Here is a 14,321-nt window from a genome sequence, read left to right on the forward strand (position 1 = left end):
GGCTCGCCTGGCTGCGCGGCCCGGCCGCGTCGCTGCTGAGCGCCCCGGCGCTGCGCCCGCAGCGGGCGCTGGCGCAGGGCCTGGCGGCCGTGGCGCTGGCCATTCCGGTGGTGCCGGCCGTGCTGACGCCGGAGCGCACCAAGGTCTCGGTGCACTACCTGATGGCCGAGCCCGCGCCCTACGAGGGCCGTACCGCCGCCTCCACCCTGGCCCTGCGCGAGAAGGCGACGACCATCGCGCCCGTGAAGCGCCGCTACTCCACGCAGCAGCCGCGGCACGTGTCGGCGACGCTGTAAGCAGCGAGCGGGAGCCGGCGGCCGACTGGGGGGACGCCGGGCTCCCGCCTTCTTCCCCGGACAGCCGCCCCTTCATCGTTCGCTCCCGTGCCCGTCAGCCCGCCAAGACATGAGGACCATCGTTCAGATTTCTGAACCATGCGGCCTGCAAAAGTCGCGTGCCGCAACCTCGGCGCGAGGCGCGGGCGGCTGGGCCTTCAGCCGGCGCGCAGCGCCTTCAGCACTCCATCCGCCGCCGCCACACCGCTGGCGAAGCAGGCGGTGAGCAGGTAGCCGCCGGTGGGGGCTTCCCAGTCCAGCATTTCGCCTGCGCACCACACGCCGGGCAGTGCGCGCAGGCCGAAAGTGGCGTCGTCCAGCGCTTCGAAGCGCACGCCCCCAGCGCTGCTGATGGCTTCCGCGATGGGCCGGGGGCGGACGAGCCTCAGCGGCAGCGCCTTGATGGCCGCGGCCAGCGCCGCGGTGCCGGCCCCCGTGTCGAACGCCGACTTGGGCAGCAGCTCGTGCAGCAGCGCCGCCTTGGCGCCGTCCAGGTGCAGCCTCGTCTTCAAATGCGTGGACAGCGAGCGCGCCCCGCGCGGGCGCGCCAGTTCCGTCGCCACGAAGTCGGCGCTGCGGTCCGGCAGCAGATCCAGCGTGGGCACGGCCTGGCCGTGCTCGTTGATCGCCTCGCGCAGCAGCGAGGAGGCGGCATAAACCAGGCTGCCCTCCACGCCCGCCTCCGTCAGGACGAACTCGCCGCGCTGCTCGAAGCGCCGGCCGCCGTGCTCGAAACGCAGCGCCACCGTCTTGAGCGGCGCACCGGCAAAGCGGCCGCGCAGGAAATCGCTCCAGCCTTCCTGCGTGGCGCCGTCCTCGGTGGCGCGTGCGACGTCGAAGCCGCAGTTGGCCGGCTGCAGCGGCGCGACGTCCACGCCGCGCCCGGCGAGCAGCGGCACCCAGGCGCCGGTGGAGCCCAGCCGCGGCCAGCTCGCGCCGCCCAGGGCCAGCACCACGGCGCGGGCACGCACGGTGGTGCCGCCTTGCGGCGTTTCGAAGCGCAGCGCGGGCGGCGGCGCGTCCGGGGCGGCGGCGTCAAAACCCACCCAGCGGTGGCGCATGTGAAACGCGACGCCCAGGCCGCGCAGCCGGTGCAGCCAGGCGCGCAGCAGCGGCGCGGCCTTCATGTCGGTCGGGAAGACACGGCCGGAGCTGCCGACGAAGGTGTCTATGCCCAGCTCCGCGGCCCAGCGGCGCAGCGCGTCGGCGTCGAAGCGGCGCAGCAGCGGCTCGACGTGCGGCCGGCGCTGGCCGTAGCGGCTGCTGAAGCGGTCGAACGGTTCGGAATGCGTGAGGTTCATGCCGCCCTTGCCGGCAAGCAGGAACTTGCGGCCCACAGAAGGCATGGCGTCAAAGACCTCGACGGGCAGCCCGGCCTGGGCCAGGCGCTCGGCCGCCATCAGGCCGGCAGGACCGGCGCCGACGACGGCGACCGGGAAAGCGGGGGTACTCATGAGGCGGCGCAGTGTGCCATGGGGGTTCACGGCGGCGCCGCGGGCGCGGGTGACGCAGCGGCGGGTTGCGGGAGGAATGCCGGTGGGCCGGCCCTTCACGGCATTGCCCGCTCCAGCAGCAGCCCCACGTCGCACCCAGGCGGCAACTGCCCAAACACGTCCGAGGCGGCATCGATGCGTGCCGCGCAGAAGGCGGCGAACACGCCCTCAGGCGCCAGGCGCCGCAGCAGCGCGGCCTGCAGCAGCAGCGCGACGTCTCGCGCCAGGCGGCGGGCCTGGGATTCGTCGCAGCGTTGCAGGCGGTCCGGCAGCGTGGCCGCCAGCGCCTCAGCGCCGCTGTGCGCGCCGCGCAGCGCGTACAGCTCGCGCGCCAGCGCCTCGGCCACGCCGACCGAGCGCAGCGCGCGCAGCAGGTCCAGCGCCATGACGTTGCCCGCACCCTCCCAAATGGAGTTCAGCGGCATCTCGCGGTAGAGGCGCGCCATGGGGCCGTGGCCGTCGTCCTCCACATAGCCGTTGCCCCCCAGGCACTCCATGGCCTCCTGGCCGAAGTAGCTGCCGCGCTTGCACACCCAGAACTTGGCAATCGGCGTGAGCAGCCGGCGCAGTTGCGCCTCGTGCTCGCCGCCGCGGCCGTGGCTGCTGGCGTCCACGGCGGCGGCCAGGCGCATCACGAGGGCGGTGGCGCCCTCCACCTCCAGCGCCAGGTCGGCCAGCACGTTGCGCATGAGGGGCTGGTCGATCAAGCGCTTGCCGAAAACGCTGCGCTGCGCGCAGTGGTGCAGCGCTAGGGCCAGGGCATGGCGCATCAGCCCGGCCGTGCCCAGGGCGCAGTCCAGCCGGGTGAGCGTGCCCATCTCCAGGATTTGGGCGATGCCGCGCCCTTCGTCTCCCACCAGCCAGCCGCAAGCGCCGTCGAACTCCACCTCGGCGCTGGCGTTGGCGTGGTTGCCCAGCTTGTCTTTCAACCGCTGTATCTGCAGGGCGTTGCGGCTGCCGTCCGGCAGCAACCGGGGGACGAAAAAGCAGGTGGGCCCGGCGGTGGTCTGCGCCAGCATCAGGTGCGCGTCGCTCATGGGCGCCGAGAAGAACCATTTGTGGCCAGTGAGGCGGTAGCACCGGCCCCAGGGCGTTTCCTGGTCAAAAGCGGCGCGGCTGGTGTTGGCGCGCAGGTCGGAGCCGCCCTGCTTTTCCGTCATGCCCATGCCCATGGTCAGCCCGGCCTTTTGCGGGCCGGGCAGCGGGCGCGGGTCGTAGGCCGGGGCCGAAAGTCCCGGGCTCCAGTCGGCATAGACAGCGGCGTTGGCGCGCAGCGCGGGCGTGGCGGCGTAGCTCATGGAGGTGGGGCACATCACGCCGGCCTCCACCCCGTTGAAGAGCAGGAAGCCGGCGGCACGCGCCACGTGGGCGCCGGGCGGGCGCGCCCAGGGCGCGGCCTGCAGGCCGTGCGCGGCGGCGCGGGCCATGAGGGCGTGGTAGGCCGCGTGAAACTCCACCTCGTCCACGCGGCGGCCGTTGCGGTCGAAGGGCCGGTGGCGCGGCGGGTGGCGATTGGCCAGGCGGGCCTGCTGCTGGACTTCCGCGTTGCCCAACTCGCAGCCCAAGACGTGCAGCGGGGCGGTGTCCTGCTCCGGCGCTAAGGCGATCAAGCAGTCACGCAGCGGGCGGTGGCCGGCAAAGAGGTCCATGCCGGCGAACTCGGTGCTCTGGTTGAAAACCTCGTGGGTGGCTGTCGGGTACGGCATGGCGGCTCCCTGAGCCGGCCGGCCGTGGGGCCGGCCGAGGGGGCCATGCTAGCCAGCCGCCCGTCGCCACACGGGCATGCCGCCCTGCCCGGCGCCCCGGCCACGCGTCACGCCGCAGACCGGTCGGTGCAGGGCACCAGCGTCAGCACCGGCGTGCTTCTCCTGTATGGCCTCCCGCCCGCCAATTCAAAACACGAAGGTGGACTGGGTAAGCGTGTGCGTTCCGAGCAATTTGATGGCAATGTCCGCGACGCCGTCGCCATTCACGTCCCCATAAACAAAAGTATTTCCGTCGCTGTTGGCGTAGCGTAATTCGCCGGCTTTTTTAGCGAATGCCTTGGTGCCTATGAAATTAAAGGAACTGTTGACCAGATCATCCAACGAATTGGCATCCACGCCAAGAAAATTTATTTTGTCGCCACCATAGGCATCCGTGGAATTGAAGTTCCGTATGGTATCCATGGCCGACAGTGCGGAATCCGAAACATTGAAATATGCAAAAAAATCTGAAAGATTATCGACACCTCCATCCAAAGTATCGGCTCCACCGCCACCGACCAAATAGTCACTTTGTTTGGCGCTGCCAGTGAGCTGATCGGCGAAATTGGAGCCGAGCACGCCTTCGATGTCGATCAGCTTGTCCTTGCCCGCGCCACCGGAAGCGGTTCCCAAAGCAAGGTTCACCACCACGGCCGCACTCGCGGTTTTGTAGTCCGCCACGTCAGCGGAATAATAATAGTAGTTGTCCGCACCGCCGCCGTTGAGCACATCGTCGCCGGCACCGCCCACCAGGGTATCGGAATGAGCGCCGCCAGTCAGCGTATCGTTGCCTGCACCGCCCTCCAACTTGAAAGTGTCATAAAAATATCCATCACTTGCGCTGGCGGTCCAGGTGATGGTGTCGTTGCCGGAGCCGCCGATGATATTTTCAACACCATTGAGGGTATCTGTGCCCTCCGTGGCTGTGACCACCACGCCAGTGCCGAGATTGACCTTGATGGCCGTCGTCAAATGAGCATAACTGACGGTATCAACACCCCCGCCGCCGCTGAGCGAGTCGTTGCCGGCGCCGCCTATGAGGGTATCGTCGCCATCATCCCCCATGAGGGTATCGTTGCCACCGTCACCATTGAGTATGTTGGCTCGGTAGTCTCCGGACACATTGTCAGCAAAAGCGGAACCAAGGAAATTTTCAATATTGCTGATGGATTCGCCATCGATATTTTGCGAACCGTAGCCGCCAAGTGTTCCCACGACACCGGTAATATGACCAGAATAGCTGACCCAGTCGATTCCAGCGCCGCCATTGAGCGTGTCATTCTCGTAGCCCGACCCGCCATTGAGGGTATCATTGCCACCGCTGCCGACAAGGTTGTTGCGTCCAGCGCCGCCGACCACGTTGAATGCGGCGTTGCCTGACAGGAAAATGTTCTCCACTTCAGGAAGATTGATGGAAACGGTGCCACTAGACACTGTCAGGTAAATCGTGTCGTTACCCCCGCCTTGTTTTTCGATAACGATGTCGCCTACCGAGTCCAGGCAGTAAACATCGTCTCCAAGCCCGCCAACCAGGCTGTCGCCGCCGCTGCCGCCGTTGAGGGTATCGTTACCGGCATCGCCGATAAGGGTATCGTTGCCCGCCCCGCCATCCAGGGAATCATTGACGGCGCTGCCCGTGACCGAGTCGGCATACTGGCTTAGCACCAGGATTTCGACACCACTGATGGTGTCGGCATTCAAGCCCGAAGTACTAATGGACAGGCGCCCAAGTATCAGGGAGCCTGAAACGGCGGCCGTGGCGGAAGAATAATCGGCGGTATCGGTTTCAGAGCCTCCACCCAGGACATTTTTGCCTGCACCGCCAATCAGCGTATCGTTGCCGCTGCCGCCATAGAGGGTATCGTCGCCCGCGCCGCCTATGAAATTGTTGGCGATGCCATAAGCGTCGGAGATATAGTCATTGTAGGCGGAACCTACCACGCCACCAAAACTGCCGCCATTGAAATGGTCTGTACCCTGACTGCCATTGGCACAAACGGCCGTTGCGTAGTTTCCATATATATAGCCGTTATTAGTTGATAAATTGACGGTCATGCCGGCCGTCGCGGCGGAATAATCAAGCGTGTCGAATCCGCCGCCGCCTTCCAGGGTGTCGTCGCCGCCATTGCCGCGGAACGTCTCGCCGGCGGAACTGCCTACGAGGTAGTCGGCGAAAGCACTGCCCCATACGACCTCGAAGCCGGAGATCAAGTCCACCTTGGTCAGGTTTTTGGCTGTGCCTTGGACCAAGTCGACCGTGACGCCGCTGGTGGCGTTGGCATAGCTGACAGTGTCCACACCCCGGCCGCCGACCAGCGTGTCATTGCCGCCCAGGCCCTGGATCACGTTATTGCCCTCATTACCTGTAATCAGGTTGGAAGCGGCATTGCCGACGCCGTTGATACTGCCGTAACCCAGCAGTGTCAGGTTTTCCACCTGCGCCAGCGCGGCGCTGTTGAGCGAATAACTCAGCGTGGTTTCAATGGTATCCACGCCCTCACCAGCCACTTCCTTTACAACCGTGCCGGCATTTTCCACATGATATAAATCATTGCCTGCGCCGCCGGCCAGCGTGTCCGTGCCGGCGCCACCGTCCAGCGTATCGTTGCCGCCGCCGCCCACGAGACTGTCGTTCGAAGCCAGCACACCCACGCTGATCTGCTGGCTGGTCGACAAATACGGGCTTGAACCCTTGAATATCAGCCGAGTTTCAATTTGATCGACAGCCGTCGTACTCAGACCTGTGAGCGCCACCGAGTATTGAAGGCCAAATGGCGTATCCTTCAACTGCGAAGGCAAAATGGTACTGGCCAAGATGCCATTTTTATACACTTCGAGCCGACTGATGTCGCCGGTATTAACCCGAGACGCCAACAGTGCCGCAGTCAGTTCCGCGGCTGATGTCACCTTCAGGTCTGAATGGTCAACCAAACCATTGTCGAGCAAGTCGAGAACATTGTTGTAAGAATATACGTCCAAATTCAAAACACGTATGTTCGCATTGATGCCAGCAGCATTGCGCAAACTTGCCACTTGCGTGTCGTAAGTGCTGGTGTAATAAGAGCTTCCGTCCGACAGGAAGAACACGAAATTATCGCCACGCGGCGAGCCGGAGAAAAACTCTATGGCCTTATCCAGGCCCGCCGCATAACTGGGGAAGTCCGCAGGTTTGAGTGCCGATGCGGCCTCCACGATGTCCGGGGTGCCATTGGCATTGACGTCATTGTTGGGCGTGCCAATGGCTGCAATGTCCGATACCGAGGAGGAAGGAATGAGGCCTATACGCACTTGGTTTCCTAATCCTGCGGCTTTCAACGCATTGACCATGGCGTTGAACGAGGCGATGGCCGCATCAAGCTTTCCGGTGCCGTTGCCCATTGAGCCTTGCATGCTGCTGGACACGTCAAGAACAAATGCGAGATTGAATTTTCCGGAAATCTGGGTCTTGTTGTTGATGAAGCCGGTAACGGTGGTGGAATTGGCCACCGATGTTTCGGGCATCGTCATGGAAAGCGTCAGAGGCACATTGGGCTGGCTGGGCGACGTGCCGCTGACGCTGGTGGTATTGGCGGCATAGCCAGTATCTCCAATCAAAATATCGTTGCCGTTGCCGCCATTCAAGGTGTCATTGCCGTTGGCGCCACGCAATGTGTCATTGCCGTCCAGGCCGCTGAGGCTGTCATTGCCGCGGCCACCGATCAGAATATTGTTCAGCTCATTGCCGTTGCCCGCGGCATTGATCACCCCGGTGAATTGAAGGTTTTCAATATTTGCCCCCAGGGTATAGGCAGCCAGGCCGGTACGCACCGTATCCGTGCCCCCGCCGGCGGATTCGATCACCTTATCTTGAAGGCTGTCCACGATATAAACATCGTTGCCGTAGCCGCCCTGCATCGAATCATTGCCGGCGCCGCCGTCCAGCGTATCGTTGCCGGCCCCGCCAAACAAGGAATCATTCCCGGTCATGCCTTCCAGCCGGTCATTGCCGGCGTCGCCGTAGAGTTTATCGCCACCCGTGCTGCCGCTGACCCAATCCGCACCGTTGCCGGCCACGGTATTGAAATCGCCGTCGGCCATGGCGTCCTGGAAACTGGCCCAGGACATGGATATATTGGTGACAGCAAATTCGGTGACCGCAGTGGCGGCGACGGTGGAATACGTCAGACTGGTAATGGTGCCCAGGGTAGGTTGCGAGCCCGCCAGCGTAAAACTGCCGCCGAGCACGATGCGCGCGCCGTTCAGATTCAGCGTCACGGCGGTGGCCGTGGCGGAAATGCTTGCGGCCGTCCAGTCGCCAAAATAAAACTGACGCGAGATGTCGAACGCCCGCGAATAACTGATCTTTGCCATTTCTGCCACTCCCTGAATTATTTTCCGCGCTCATCCGCAACGCGGAAAGGCGCCAACACGCGCTAGCGGTGTATGGTAACTTTTTGTTAGAGCGGCACTTTGATTTCAATCCGGTTCTGGTCCACGCAGCTTCTTGAGCTCGCGCCCGGCAGGCAACTGGCGCAGGTATTTGAAGGTGGCGGTGGCATGGGCGCAGCGGCGGCCCTGGGCGTCGAAGACGCTGCCTTCGCAAAAGGCCATGGTCGCCGTGCGGTGCAGCACCTGGGCGGCGGCGCGCAGCCGGCCCTGGCCGGCCCGCATGAAGCTGGTCTTCATTTCAATCGTCACCACGCCGGGAACTCCCTGGGCTTCGCGCGGGTCGGTGCCCGGCGCCACGCCGTGGCTGCGCGCGGCATGGGCCATGGCCACGTCCAGCATGGTCATGACCACGCCGCCATGGGCCACGGCAAAGGAGTTCAGGTGCGCGTGCGCCAGGTCGAGCTGGATTTCGGCCTGGCCGGCGCCGAAGGCGTGCAGCTCCAGGCCCAGCTCCTCCACGAAGGGGATGTGGATGGGGAACGGGAGCGGCGCGGTTGGCGGCGGCGCGAAAGGGTCGGTGTGGGTGTCGGTTTGGGGGTCGTCCATGGGCCGGCATTGGACATCAGCCCGCCGCCGGCCCGCGCAGGCATCAGGCCTTGCGGATCAGCCAGTCCTTGTACTTGCCGCGCAGCGTGAGCTTGCTGAGCTTGCCGGTGGCGGTATGGGGCAGCTCGCCCACGAACACCACGTCGTCCGGCGTCTGCCAGTGGGCGACGCGGCCCTTGTAGAAGCTCAGCAGCTCCTCGCGGCTGACGCCGGCGCCGGCCTTGAGCACCACCAGCAGCAGCGGGCGCTCGTCCCACACGGGGTGGGTGGCGGCAATGACGGCCGCCTCCTTCACCGCCGGGTGGGCCATGGCGATGCCCTCCAGCTCTATGGAGCTGATCCACTCGCCGCCGCTCTTGACCACGTCCTTGCTGCGGTCGGTGATCTGCATGAAGCCGTCGGCGTCCATGGTGGCGACGTCGCCCGTGGGAAACCACGCGCCCTCGCCCATCACGTCGATCAGCGGCGAGGCCTCCTCGTTCCAGTAGTGCTCGATCACCCAGGGTCCGCGCGCCACCAGGTGGCCGGCGTGCTCGCCGTCCCAGGGCAGCACCTCGTGGGCGTCGTTGACCACCTCGATGTCCACGCCGTAGATGGGCTTGCCCTGCTTTTCCAGCAGGCGGTGGCGCTCGGCCGGCGAGAGCGCGGCGTGCTTGGGCTGCAGCCGGGCCAGCGTGCCCAGCGGCGACATCTCCGTCATGCCCCAGGCGTGTATGACGTGCACGCCGTACTCCTCCAGCATGCGCATGAGCGCCGGCGCGCAGGCCGAGCCGCCGATGACGGTGCGGCGGAAGGTGGAGAACTCCAGCCCCTGGCCGCGCACGTGCTCCATCAGGCCCAGCCACAGCGTGGGCACGCCGGCGCTGAAGGTGACCTTCTCGCTTTCGAACAGCTCGTAGAGCGAGGCGCCGTCCAGCCCGCAGCCGGGCAACACGAGCTTGCAGCCCACCAGCGCCGCCAGGTAGGGCAGCCCCCAGGCGTTGACGTGGAACATCGGCACCGCCGGCAGCGCCACGTCGCTCGCGCTGCAGGCCATGGCGTCGGGCAACGCCGCCGCGTAGGCGTGCAGCACGGTGGAGCGGTGGCTGTAGAGCGCGCCCTTGGGGTTGCCGGTGGTGCCGGAGCTGTAGCAAAGGCTGGAGGCGCACTGCTCGTCGAACACGGGCCACTCGTAGCGGCCGTCCTCGGCGGCGAGCAGCTCCTCGTAGCACAGCAGGCCCGGCACGCCGGACTGCGCCGGCATGTGGGCGCGGTCGCTCATCAATATGAAGTGGCGCACGCCGGGCAGTTGCGGCGCGAGCTGCTCGACCAGGGGCAGCAGGTTGAGGTCGAAGCACAGCACGGTGTCGCCCGCGTCGTTGGCGATCCAGGCGATCTGCTGCGGGAACAGGCGCGGGTTGATGGTGTGGCACACCAGCTGCGAGCCGGAGGTGGCGTAGTAGATCTCCAGGTGCCGGTCGGTGTTCCAGGCCAGCGTCGCGACGCGGTCGCCCGCCGCGCAGCCCAGGCGCTGCAGCGCCTGCGCCAAGCGGCGCGAGCGGCGCGCGACCTCGGCCCAGGAGCTGCGGTGCATGTAGCCCTCGACGCGGCGGCTGACGATCTCGGTATCGCCCGCGTGGCGCGCGGCGTGCGTGAGCAGCGACGAGATCAGCAGCGGCATTTGCATCATGCGGCCGTACAGGGGGGTGGCCATGGCTTGTCTCCTCTTTGTGGCGCTTGGCGGCGCTGGGTGGAACCGGCTGTGAGCGCGGGTTTTGGAGCATCTTCCCGGCCCGTATCCCACCGCGTCAGGCGGTTAACCCCTGATGCCGGGTCTTGCGATGCCCCCTCACTACACTGGGGAGAAACGCCTTGATCTGGCGCAAAAATGCGCCCCGCCCTGGGGCCGTGCGGCCGCCTGGGAGACCTCCCCGCCGCGACCGCGCGCCGGGGGTGCGGGCAAATGAAAGTATCCTGCGCGCCGAGGCGGCTGCCTTCCGCTCCGGGGGCAGTTACCGAGGAGACATTTCCGTATGAAGCACAACCCGCACCCGCACGACGATCCGCGCTACCCCGTGCAGCACAGCGACGCCGAATGGCGCGACAAGCTGGACCCGATGCAATACCAGGTGGCCCGCCACGCCGCCACCGAGCGCGCCTTCACCGGCAAGTACTGGGACCACTTCGAGGACGGCATCTACCGCTGCGTGGGCTGCGGCGCGCCGCTGTTTGACGCCCGCACCAAGTTCGACGCCGGCTGCGGCTGGCCCAGCTACTTCGAGCCGCTGGAAGGCGAGATCGTCGAGCGCGTGGAGGACCGCAGCCACGGCATGGTGCGCGTGGAGGTGCGCTGCCGGCGCTGCGGCACGCACCTGGGCCACGTCTTCCCCGACGGCCCGGCGCCCACGGGCGAGCGCTTTTGCATCAACTCCGCGGCCATCGATTTCGAGCCGCGCAAGGACGGTGTCCAAGAATGAAGCTGCTGCTGGACTTCCTGCCCATCCTGCTGTTCTTCGGCACCTTCAAATACGCCGGCTCGCACTCGCAGCAGGCGGCGGACTTCGCCACCGAGCACTTCGGCTTCCTGGTCTCCGGCGGCGTGGTCGGCCCCACGGAGGCGCCGGTGCTGCTGGCCACGGTGGTGGTGATCCTGGCCACGCTGGCGCAGGTGGCGTGGATCGTGGCGCGCGGGCGCAAGGTGGACATGATGCTGTGGGTGAGCCTGGCGCTGGTGGTGGTGCTGGGCGGCGCCACCATCTGGTTCCACAGCGAGACCTTCATCAAGTGGAAGCCCAGCGTGCTGTACTGGGTGATGGGCATGAGCCTGTGGCTGTCGCAACTGCTGTTCCGCAAGAACCTGTTGCGGCTGTTGCTTGGCGAACAACTGCAGTTGCCAGATGCCGTGTGGCAGCGGCTGAACGGCGCGTGGGTGGGCTTCTTCGGAGTGATGGGGCTGCTCAACCTGTGGGTGGCCTACAGTTTCTCGACCGACGCCTGGGTCAACTTCAAGCTCTTCGGCGGCATTGGGCTGATGCTGCTGTTCACGCTGGCCCAGGGCCTTTACCTCAGCCGCTACCTGCCGGACGAGTCCACGCCCAAGGACAAGAATCCGCGCCCCGGAGCCCAGTGACATGCCCGTGACCGCCCAGGACATCCAAGCCGCGCTGCAGCAATCGCTGTCCCCGCAACGGTTGGACGTGATAGACGACAGCCACCTGCACGCCGGCCATGCCGGCGCGGGCGAAGGCAGCCATTACACGGTGCGCATCACCAGCGAACGCTTCACCGGGCTGCGCCCCGTGGCGCGACATCGCCTTGTGTATGATGCCCTCGCCTCGCTCATCCCCGCGGGCATCCATGCGCTGGCCATACAGGCGCGCAGCCCCGGCGAAGCGGACTGACTCCGACAGACCGACACCAGAAAACTCTCCCTTGCGGCAGGCCTGAGACAAGGTCGCCCGCCTCCTGAAAGGTATTCCCCCCATGAAGCTCAAGTCTTCCGCGCTGCGCGCGGCGCTGCTGTCGGCGTCGCTGGTCCTGCTCAGCCCGCTGGCCGCGCAGGCTCAGAACGTGGCCATCGTCAACGGCAAGGCAGTGCCCAAGGCCCGTGTGGAAACGCTGATGCAGCAGGCCCAGCGCAGCGGCCAGCAGGTGACGCCGGACCTGGAGCAGAAGGTCAAGGAAGAGGTTGTCCTGCGCGAAATCTTCATGCAGGAAGCCGAAAAGCGCGGCATCAACGCCACGCCGGCGTACAAGAACCAGATGGAGCTGGCCCGCCAGACGGTGCTGATCCGCGAGCTGTTCGCCGACTTCCAGAAGAAGAACCCCGTCACCGACGCCGAAGCCAAGGCCGAGTACGACAAGTTCAAGGCCCAGTCCAGCGGCACCGAGTACCACGCTCGCCACATCCTGGTCGAGAAGGAAGAGGACGCCAAGGCGGCTATCGCCCAGCTCAAGGCCGGCGCCAAGTTCGAGGACCTGGCCAAGAAGCTGTCCAAGGACCCGGGCTCGGCCGAGAACGGCGGCGACCTGGACTTCGCCAAGCCTGATGCGTACGTGCCCGAGTTCGGCCAGGCCATGGCCGCGCTGAAGAAGGGCGAGATCACCGAAACGCCGGTGAAGACACAGTTCGGCTATCACGTCATCAAGCTGGAAGACACCCGCGAAGCCGCCTTCCCCGCCTTCGACGAAGTCAAGCCGCAGATCCAGCAGCGCATCGCCCAGATGAAGCTGCAAAGCTACCAGGAAGAGCTGCGCAACAAGGCCAAGACGGACTTCAAGTTCTCGCAGTAAAGCTGCGCGGGCAACGAAGTGAGAAAAGCGCCCTGCGGGGCGCTTTTTTGTTGGGTGGCGCGGGCGTCAGCTCACGAGGCGCCCCGCCTGGATCTCCAACTGCCGCTGGCAGCGCGAGGCCACTTGCGCGTCGTGCGTGACCAGCAGCAACGTGGTGCCCACTTCCTGGTTGAGATCGAACATGAGCTTCATCACCGTCTCGCCGGTGGCGTGGTCCAGGCTGCCGGTGGGCTCGTCGGCCAGCAGCACGGCCGGGCGCAGGACGAAGGCCCGCGCCAGCGCCACGCGCTGCTGCTCGCCGCCGGAGAGCACGCGCGGGTAGTGGCCCAGGCGCTGGGCCAGGCCCACGCGCCCCAGCATGGCCTTGGCCTGCTCGCGCGCGTCGTCGCGGCCCAGCAGCTCCAGCGGCAGCATCACGTTCTCCAGCGCCGTCAGGTTGGACAGCAGCTGGAAGTTCTGGAAGACGAAGCCCAGTTGGCGCGCGCGCACGGCGGCGCGGGCGTCCTCGTCGAGGACGAACAAGTCCTCGCCCGCGAGCTTGACCGTGCCCTGCGTGGGCGTATCCAGGCCCGCGATGATGGACAGCAGCGTGCTCTTGCCCGACCCCGAGGCGCCGACGATGGCGGCCGACTCCCGTGGGGCGAGGCGGAAATCGATGTCATGGAGAATCGTCAGCTCGCCCGTGGCGTCGCTCACGCGCTTGCTCAGGTGCTGAACTTCGATGATCGGTGGGTTCATGAAGATGGATGTGGAAGACAAGCGCACAGGCGGCCGGCGCCGCTGGTTGAAGCACTGTAGCGCCTGGGCCCTGGCGCCCTGGCTCATCGCGCCGCCCTTGCCCGCGGCCGCGGCGCAGGCGGTTGCGAAGGCACCGTCCGTGATCCTGGTCGTGGGCGACAGCCTTTCGGCCGAGTATGGGCTCAAGCGCGGCAGTGGCTGGGTGGCCTTGCTGCAGGAGCGGCTGGAGCGGGAGAAAGTTCCCGCGCGGGTGGTGAACGCCAGCGTGAGCGGCGACACCACCGCGGGCGGACGCACGCGGCTGCCGGCGCTGCTCAAGCAGCATGCGCCCACGCACGTGATCCTGGAGCTGGGTGGCAACGACGCGCTGCGCGGGCAGCCGCTGTCGGCCACGCAGGCCAACCTGGGGGCCATGGCGCGAGCGGCGCGCGAGGCGGGTGCCCGCGTGGTGATCGCCGGCATGCAGTTGCCGCCCAACTACGGGCGGCGCTACGGCGAGGAGTTTTCGCGCATGTACGCCGACGTGGCCAAGGAGAGCGACGCGGCGCTGGTGCCCTTTTTCCTGCGCAACGTCGCCGACGCGGCCGACCCCACGGCCCTCTTCCAGGCCGACCGCATACACCCGCGCGAGGATGCGCAGCCGCTGATGCTGGACAACGTGTGGCCGGTGCTGAGGCCGTTGCTGAAGTAACGGGGAATGACGGCGGCGTTGGCGCAGCGCTGTCCGTCGCGGGAACGACGACGGGGTGAGCCGGCAAGCCCAC

Annotated in this window: 12 protein-coding genes; 6 read left to right on the forward strand and 6 right to left on the reverse strand. The window is 66.2% G+C overall.

Features of this window, described 5'->3' with window-relative positions; translation table 11 throughout:
• A partial coding sequence (locus ALA01S_RS33915; protein ID WP_169805867.1) for a hypothetical protein occupies window positions 1–296 on the forward strand: 296 nt, incomplete at its 5' end.
• 197 nt (window positions 297–493) lie between these two features.
• Here ALA01S_RS33915 and ALA01S_RS07355 read toward each other — a convergent pair.
• From ALA01S_RS07355 to ALA01S_RS07375, 5 genes are all read right to left on the reverse strand, one after another.
• Window positions 494–1,789, reverse strand: coding sequence for a BaiN/RdsA family NAD(P)/FAD-dependent oxidoreductase (locus ALA01S_RS07355; protein WP_066334332.1), 1,296 nt, complete (start codon window positions 1,787–1,789; stop codon window positions 494–496).
• A 95-nt stretch (window positions 1,790–1,884) separates the two neighbouring features.
• Window positions 1,885–3,534 (reverse strand): isovaleryl-CoA dehydrogenase, encoded by a 1,650-nt coding sequence (locus ALA01S_RS07360; protein WP_066334137.1) that lies wholly within the window; start codon window positions 3,532–3,534, stop codon window positions 1,885–1,887.
• 186 nt (window positions 3,535–3,720) lie between these two features.
• The gene (locus ALA01S_RS32625) at window positions 3,721–7,923 is read right to left on the reverse strand and encodes a beta strand repeat-containing protein (protein WP_066334140.1); all 4,203 of its coding nucleotides are present in this window, start codon (window positions 7,921–7,923) and stop codon (window positions 3,721–3,723) included.
• A gap of 105 nt (window positions 7,924–8,028) precedes the next feature.
• Complete coding sequence (locus ALA01S_RS07370; RefSeq protein ID WP_084267303.1) at window positions 8,029–8,547, reverse strand: PaaI family thioesterase; 519 nt, start codon at window positions 8,545–8,547, stop codon at window positions 8,029–8,031.
• 43 nt (window positions 8,548–8,590) lie between these two features.
• Window positions 8,591–10,240: a 3-(methylthio)propionyl-CoA ligase gene (locus ALA01S_RS07375; RefSeq protein WP_084267304.1), complete on the reverse strand. Its 1,650-nt coding sequence runs from the start codon at window positions 10,238–10,240 to the stop codon at window positions 8,591–8,593.
• A gap of 319 nt (window positions 10,241–10,559) precedes the next feature.
• Between ALA01S_RS07375 and msrB the strand changes: the two genes are divergently transcribed.
• From msrB to ALA01S_RS07395, 4 genes are all read left to right on the forward strand, one after another.
• Complete coding sequence (msrB, locus tag ALA01S_RS07380) at window positions 10,560–11,003, forward strand: peptide-methionine (R)-S-oxide reductase MsrB (protein WP_066334142.1); 444 nt, start codon at window positions 10,560–10,562, stop codon at window positions 11,001–11,003.
• The gene (locus ALA01S_RS07385; RefSeq protein WP_066334143.1) at window positions 11,000–11,656 is read left to right on the forward strand and encodes a septation protein A; all 657 of its coding nucleotides are present in this window, start codon (window positions 11,000–11,002) and stop codon (window positions 11,654–11,656) included. Before msrB ends, ALA01S_RS07385 begins: the two co-directional genes overlap by 4 nt.
• A gap of 1 nt (window position 11,657) precedes the next feature.
• Complete coding sequence (locus ALA01S_RS07390; protein ID WP_084267305.1) at window positions 11,658–11,927, forward strand: BolA family protein; 270 nt, start codon at window positions 11,658–11,660, stop codon at window positions 11,925–11,927.
• An 82-nt stretch (window positions 11,928–12,009) separates the two neighbouring features.
• On the forward strand, window positions 12,010–12,819 hold the full coding sequence (locus ALA01S_RS07395; protein WP_066334148.1) for a peptidylprolyl isomerase: 810 nt from the start codon (window positions 12,010–12,012) through the stop codon (window positions 12,817–12,819).
• Window positions 12,820–12,885: 66 nt separating this feature from the next.
• On the opposite strand, the gene ALA01S_RS07400 is transcribed toward ALA01S_RS07395, so the two are convergent.
• Entirely contained in the window at window positions 12,886–13,557 is a 672-nt protein-coding gene (locus ALA01S_RS07400) for an ABC transporter ATP-binding protein (RefSeq protein WP_066334152.1), read from the reverse strand.
• A gap of 4 nt (window positions 13,558–13,561) precedes the next feature.
• On the opposite strand from ALA01S_RS07400, the gene ALA01S_RS07405 reads away from it, so the two are divergent.
• On the forward strand, window positions 13,562–14,248 hold the full coding sequence (locus tag ALA01S_RS07405) for an arylesterase (RefSeq protein WP_066334342.1): 687 nt from the start codon (window positions 13,562–13,564) through the stop codon (window positions 14,246–14,248).
• Window positions 14,249–14,321: the final 73 nt, after the last annotated feature.

It is taken from the genome of Azohydromonas lata NBRC 102462 (assembly GCF_001571085.1).
In the GTDB taxonomy this organism is placed as follows: domain Bacteria; phylum Pseudomonadota; class Gammaproteobacteria; order Burkholderiales; family Burkholderiaceae_C; genus Azohydromonas; species Azohydromonas lata.

Excerpts from the sequence above, each read along its gene's own strand:
- ALA01S_RS07370 (WP_084267303.1), bottom strand. The coding sequence starts at position 8,547 with ATGGACGACCCCCAAACCGACACCCACACCGACCCTTTCGCGCCGCCG.
- ALA01S_RS07355 (WP_066334332.1), bottom strand. The coding sequence starts at position 1,789 with ATGAGTACCCCCGCTTTCCCGGTCGCCGTCGTCGGCGCCGGTCCTGCC.
- ALA01S_RS07390 (WP_084267305.1), top strand. The coding sequence starts at position 11,658 with ATGCCCGTGACCGCCCAGGACATCCAAGCCGCGCTGCAGCAATCGCTG.
- ALA01S_RS07375 (WP_084267304.1), bottom strand. The coding sequence starts at position 10,240 with ATGGCCACCCCCCTGTACGGCCGCATGATGCAAATGCCGCTGCTGATC.
- ALA01S_RS07400 (WP_066334152.1), bottom strand. The coding sequence starts at position 13,557 with ATGAACCCACCGATCATCGAAGTTCAGCACCTGAGCAAGCGCGTGAGC.
- ALA01S_RS07395 (WP_066334148.1), top strand. The coding sequence starts at position 12,010 with ATGAAGCTCAAGTCTTCCGCGCTGCGCGCGGCGCTGCTGTCGGCGTCG.
- msrB (WP_066334142.1), top strand. The coding sequence starts at position 10,560 with ATGAAGCACAACCCGCACCCGCACGACGATCCGCGCTACCCCGTGCAG.
- ALA01S_RS07385 (WP_066334143.1), top strand. The coding sequence starts at position 11,000 with ATGAAGCTGCTGCTGGACTTCCTGCCCATCCTGCTGTTCTTCGGCACC.
- ALA01S_RS07360 (WP_066334137.1), bottom strand. The coding sequence starts at position 3,534 with ATGCCGTACCCGACAGCCACCCACGAGGTTTTCAACCAGAGCACCGAG.
- ALA01S_RS32625 (WP_066334140.1), bottom strand. The coding sequence starts at position 7,923 with ATGGCAAAGATCAGTTATTCGCGGGCGTTCGACATCTCGCGTCAGTTT.
- ALA01S_RS07405 (WP_066334342.1), top strand. The coding sequence starts at position 13,562 with ATGGATGTGGAAGACAAGCGCACAGGCGGCCGGCGCCGCTGGTTGAAG.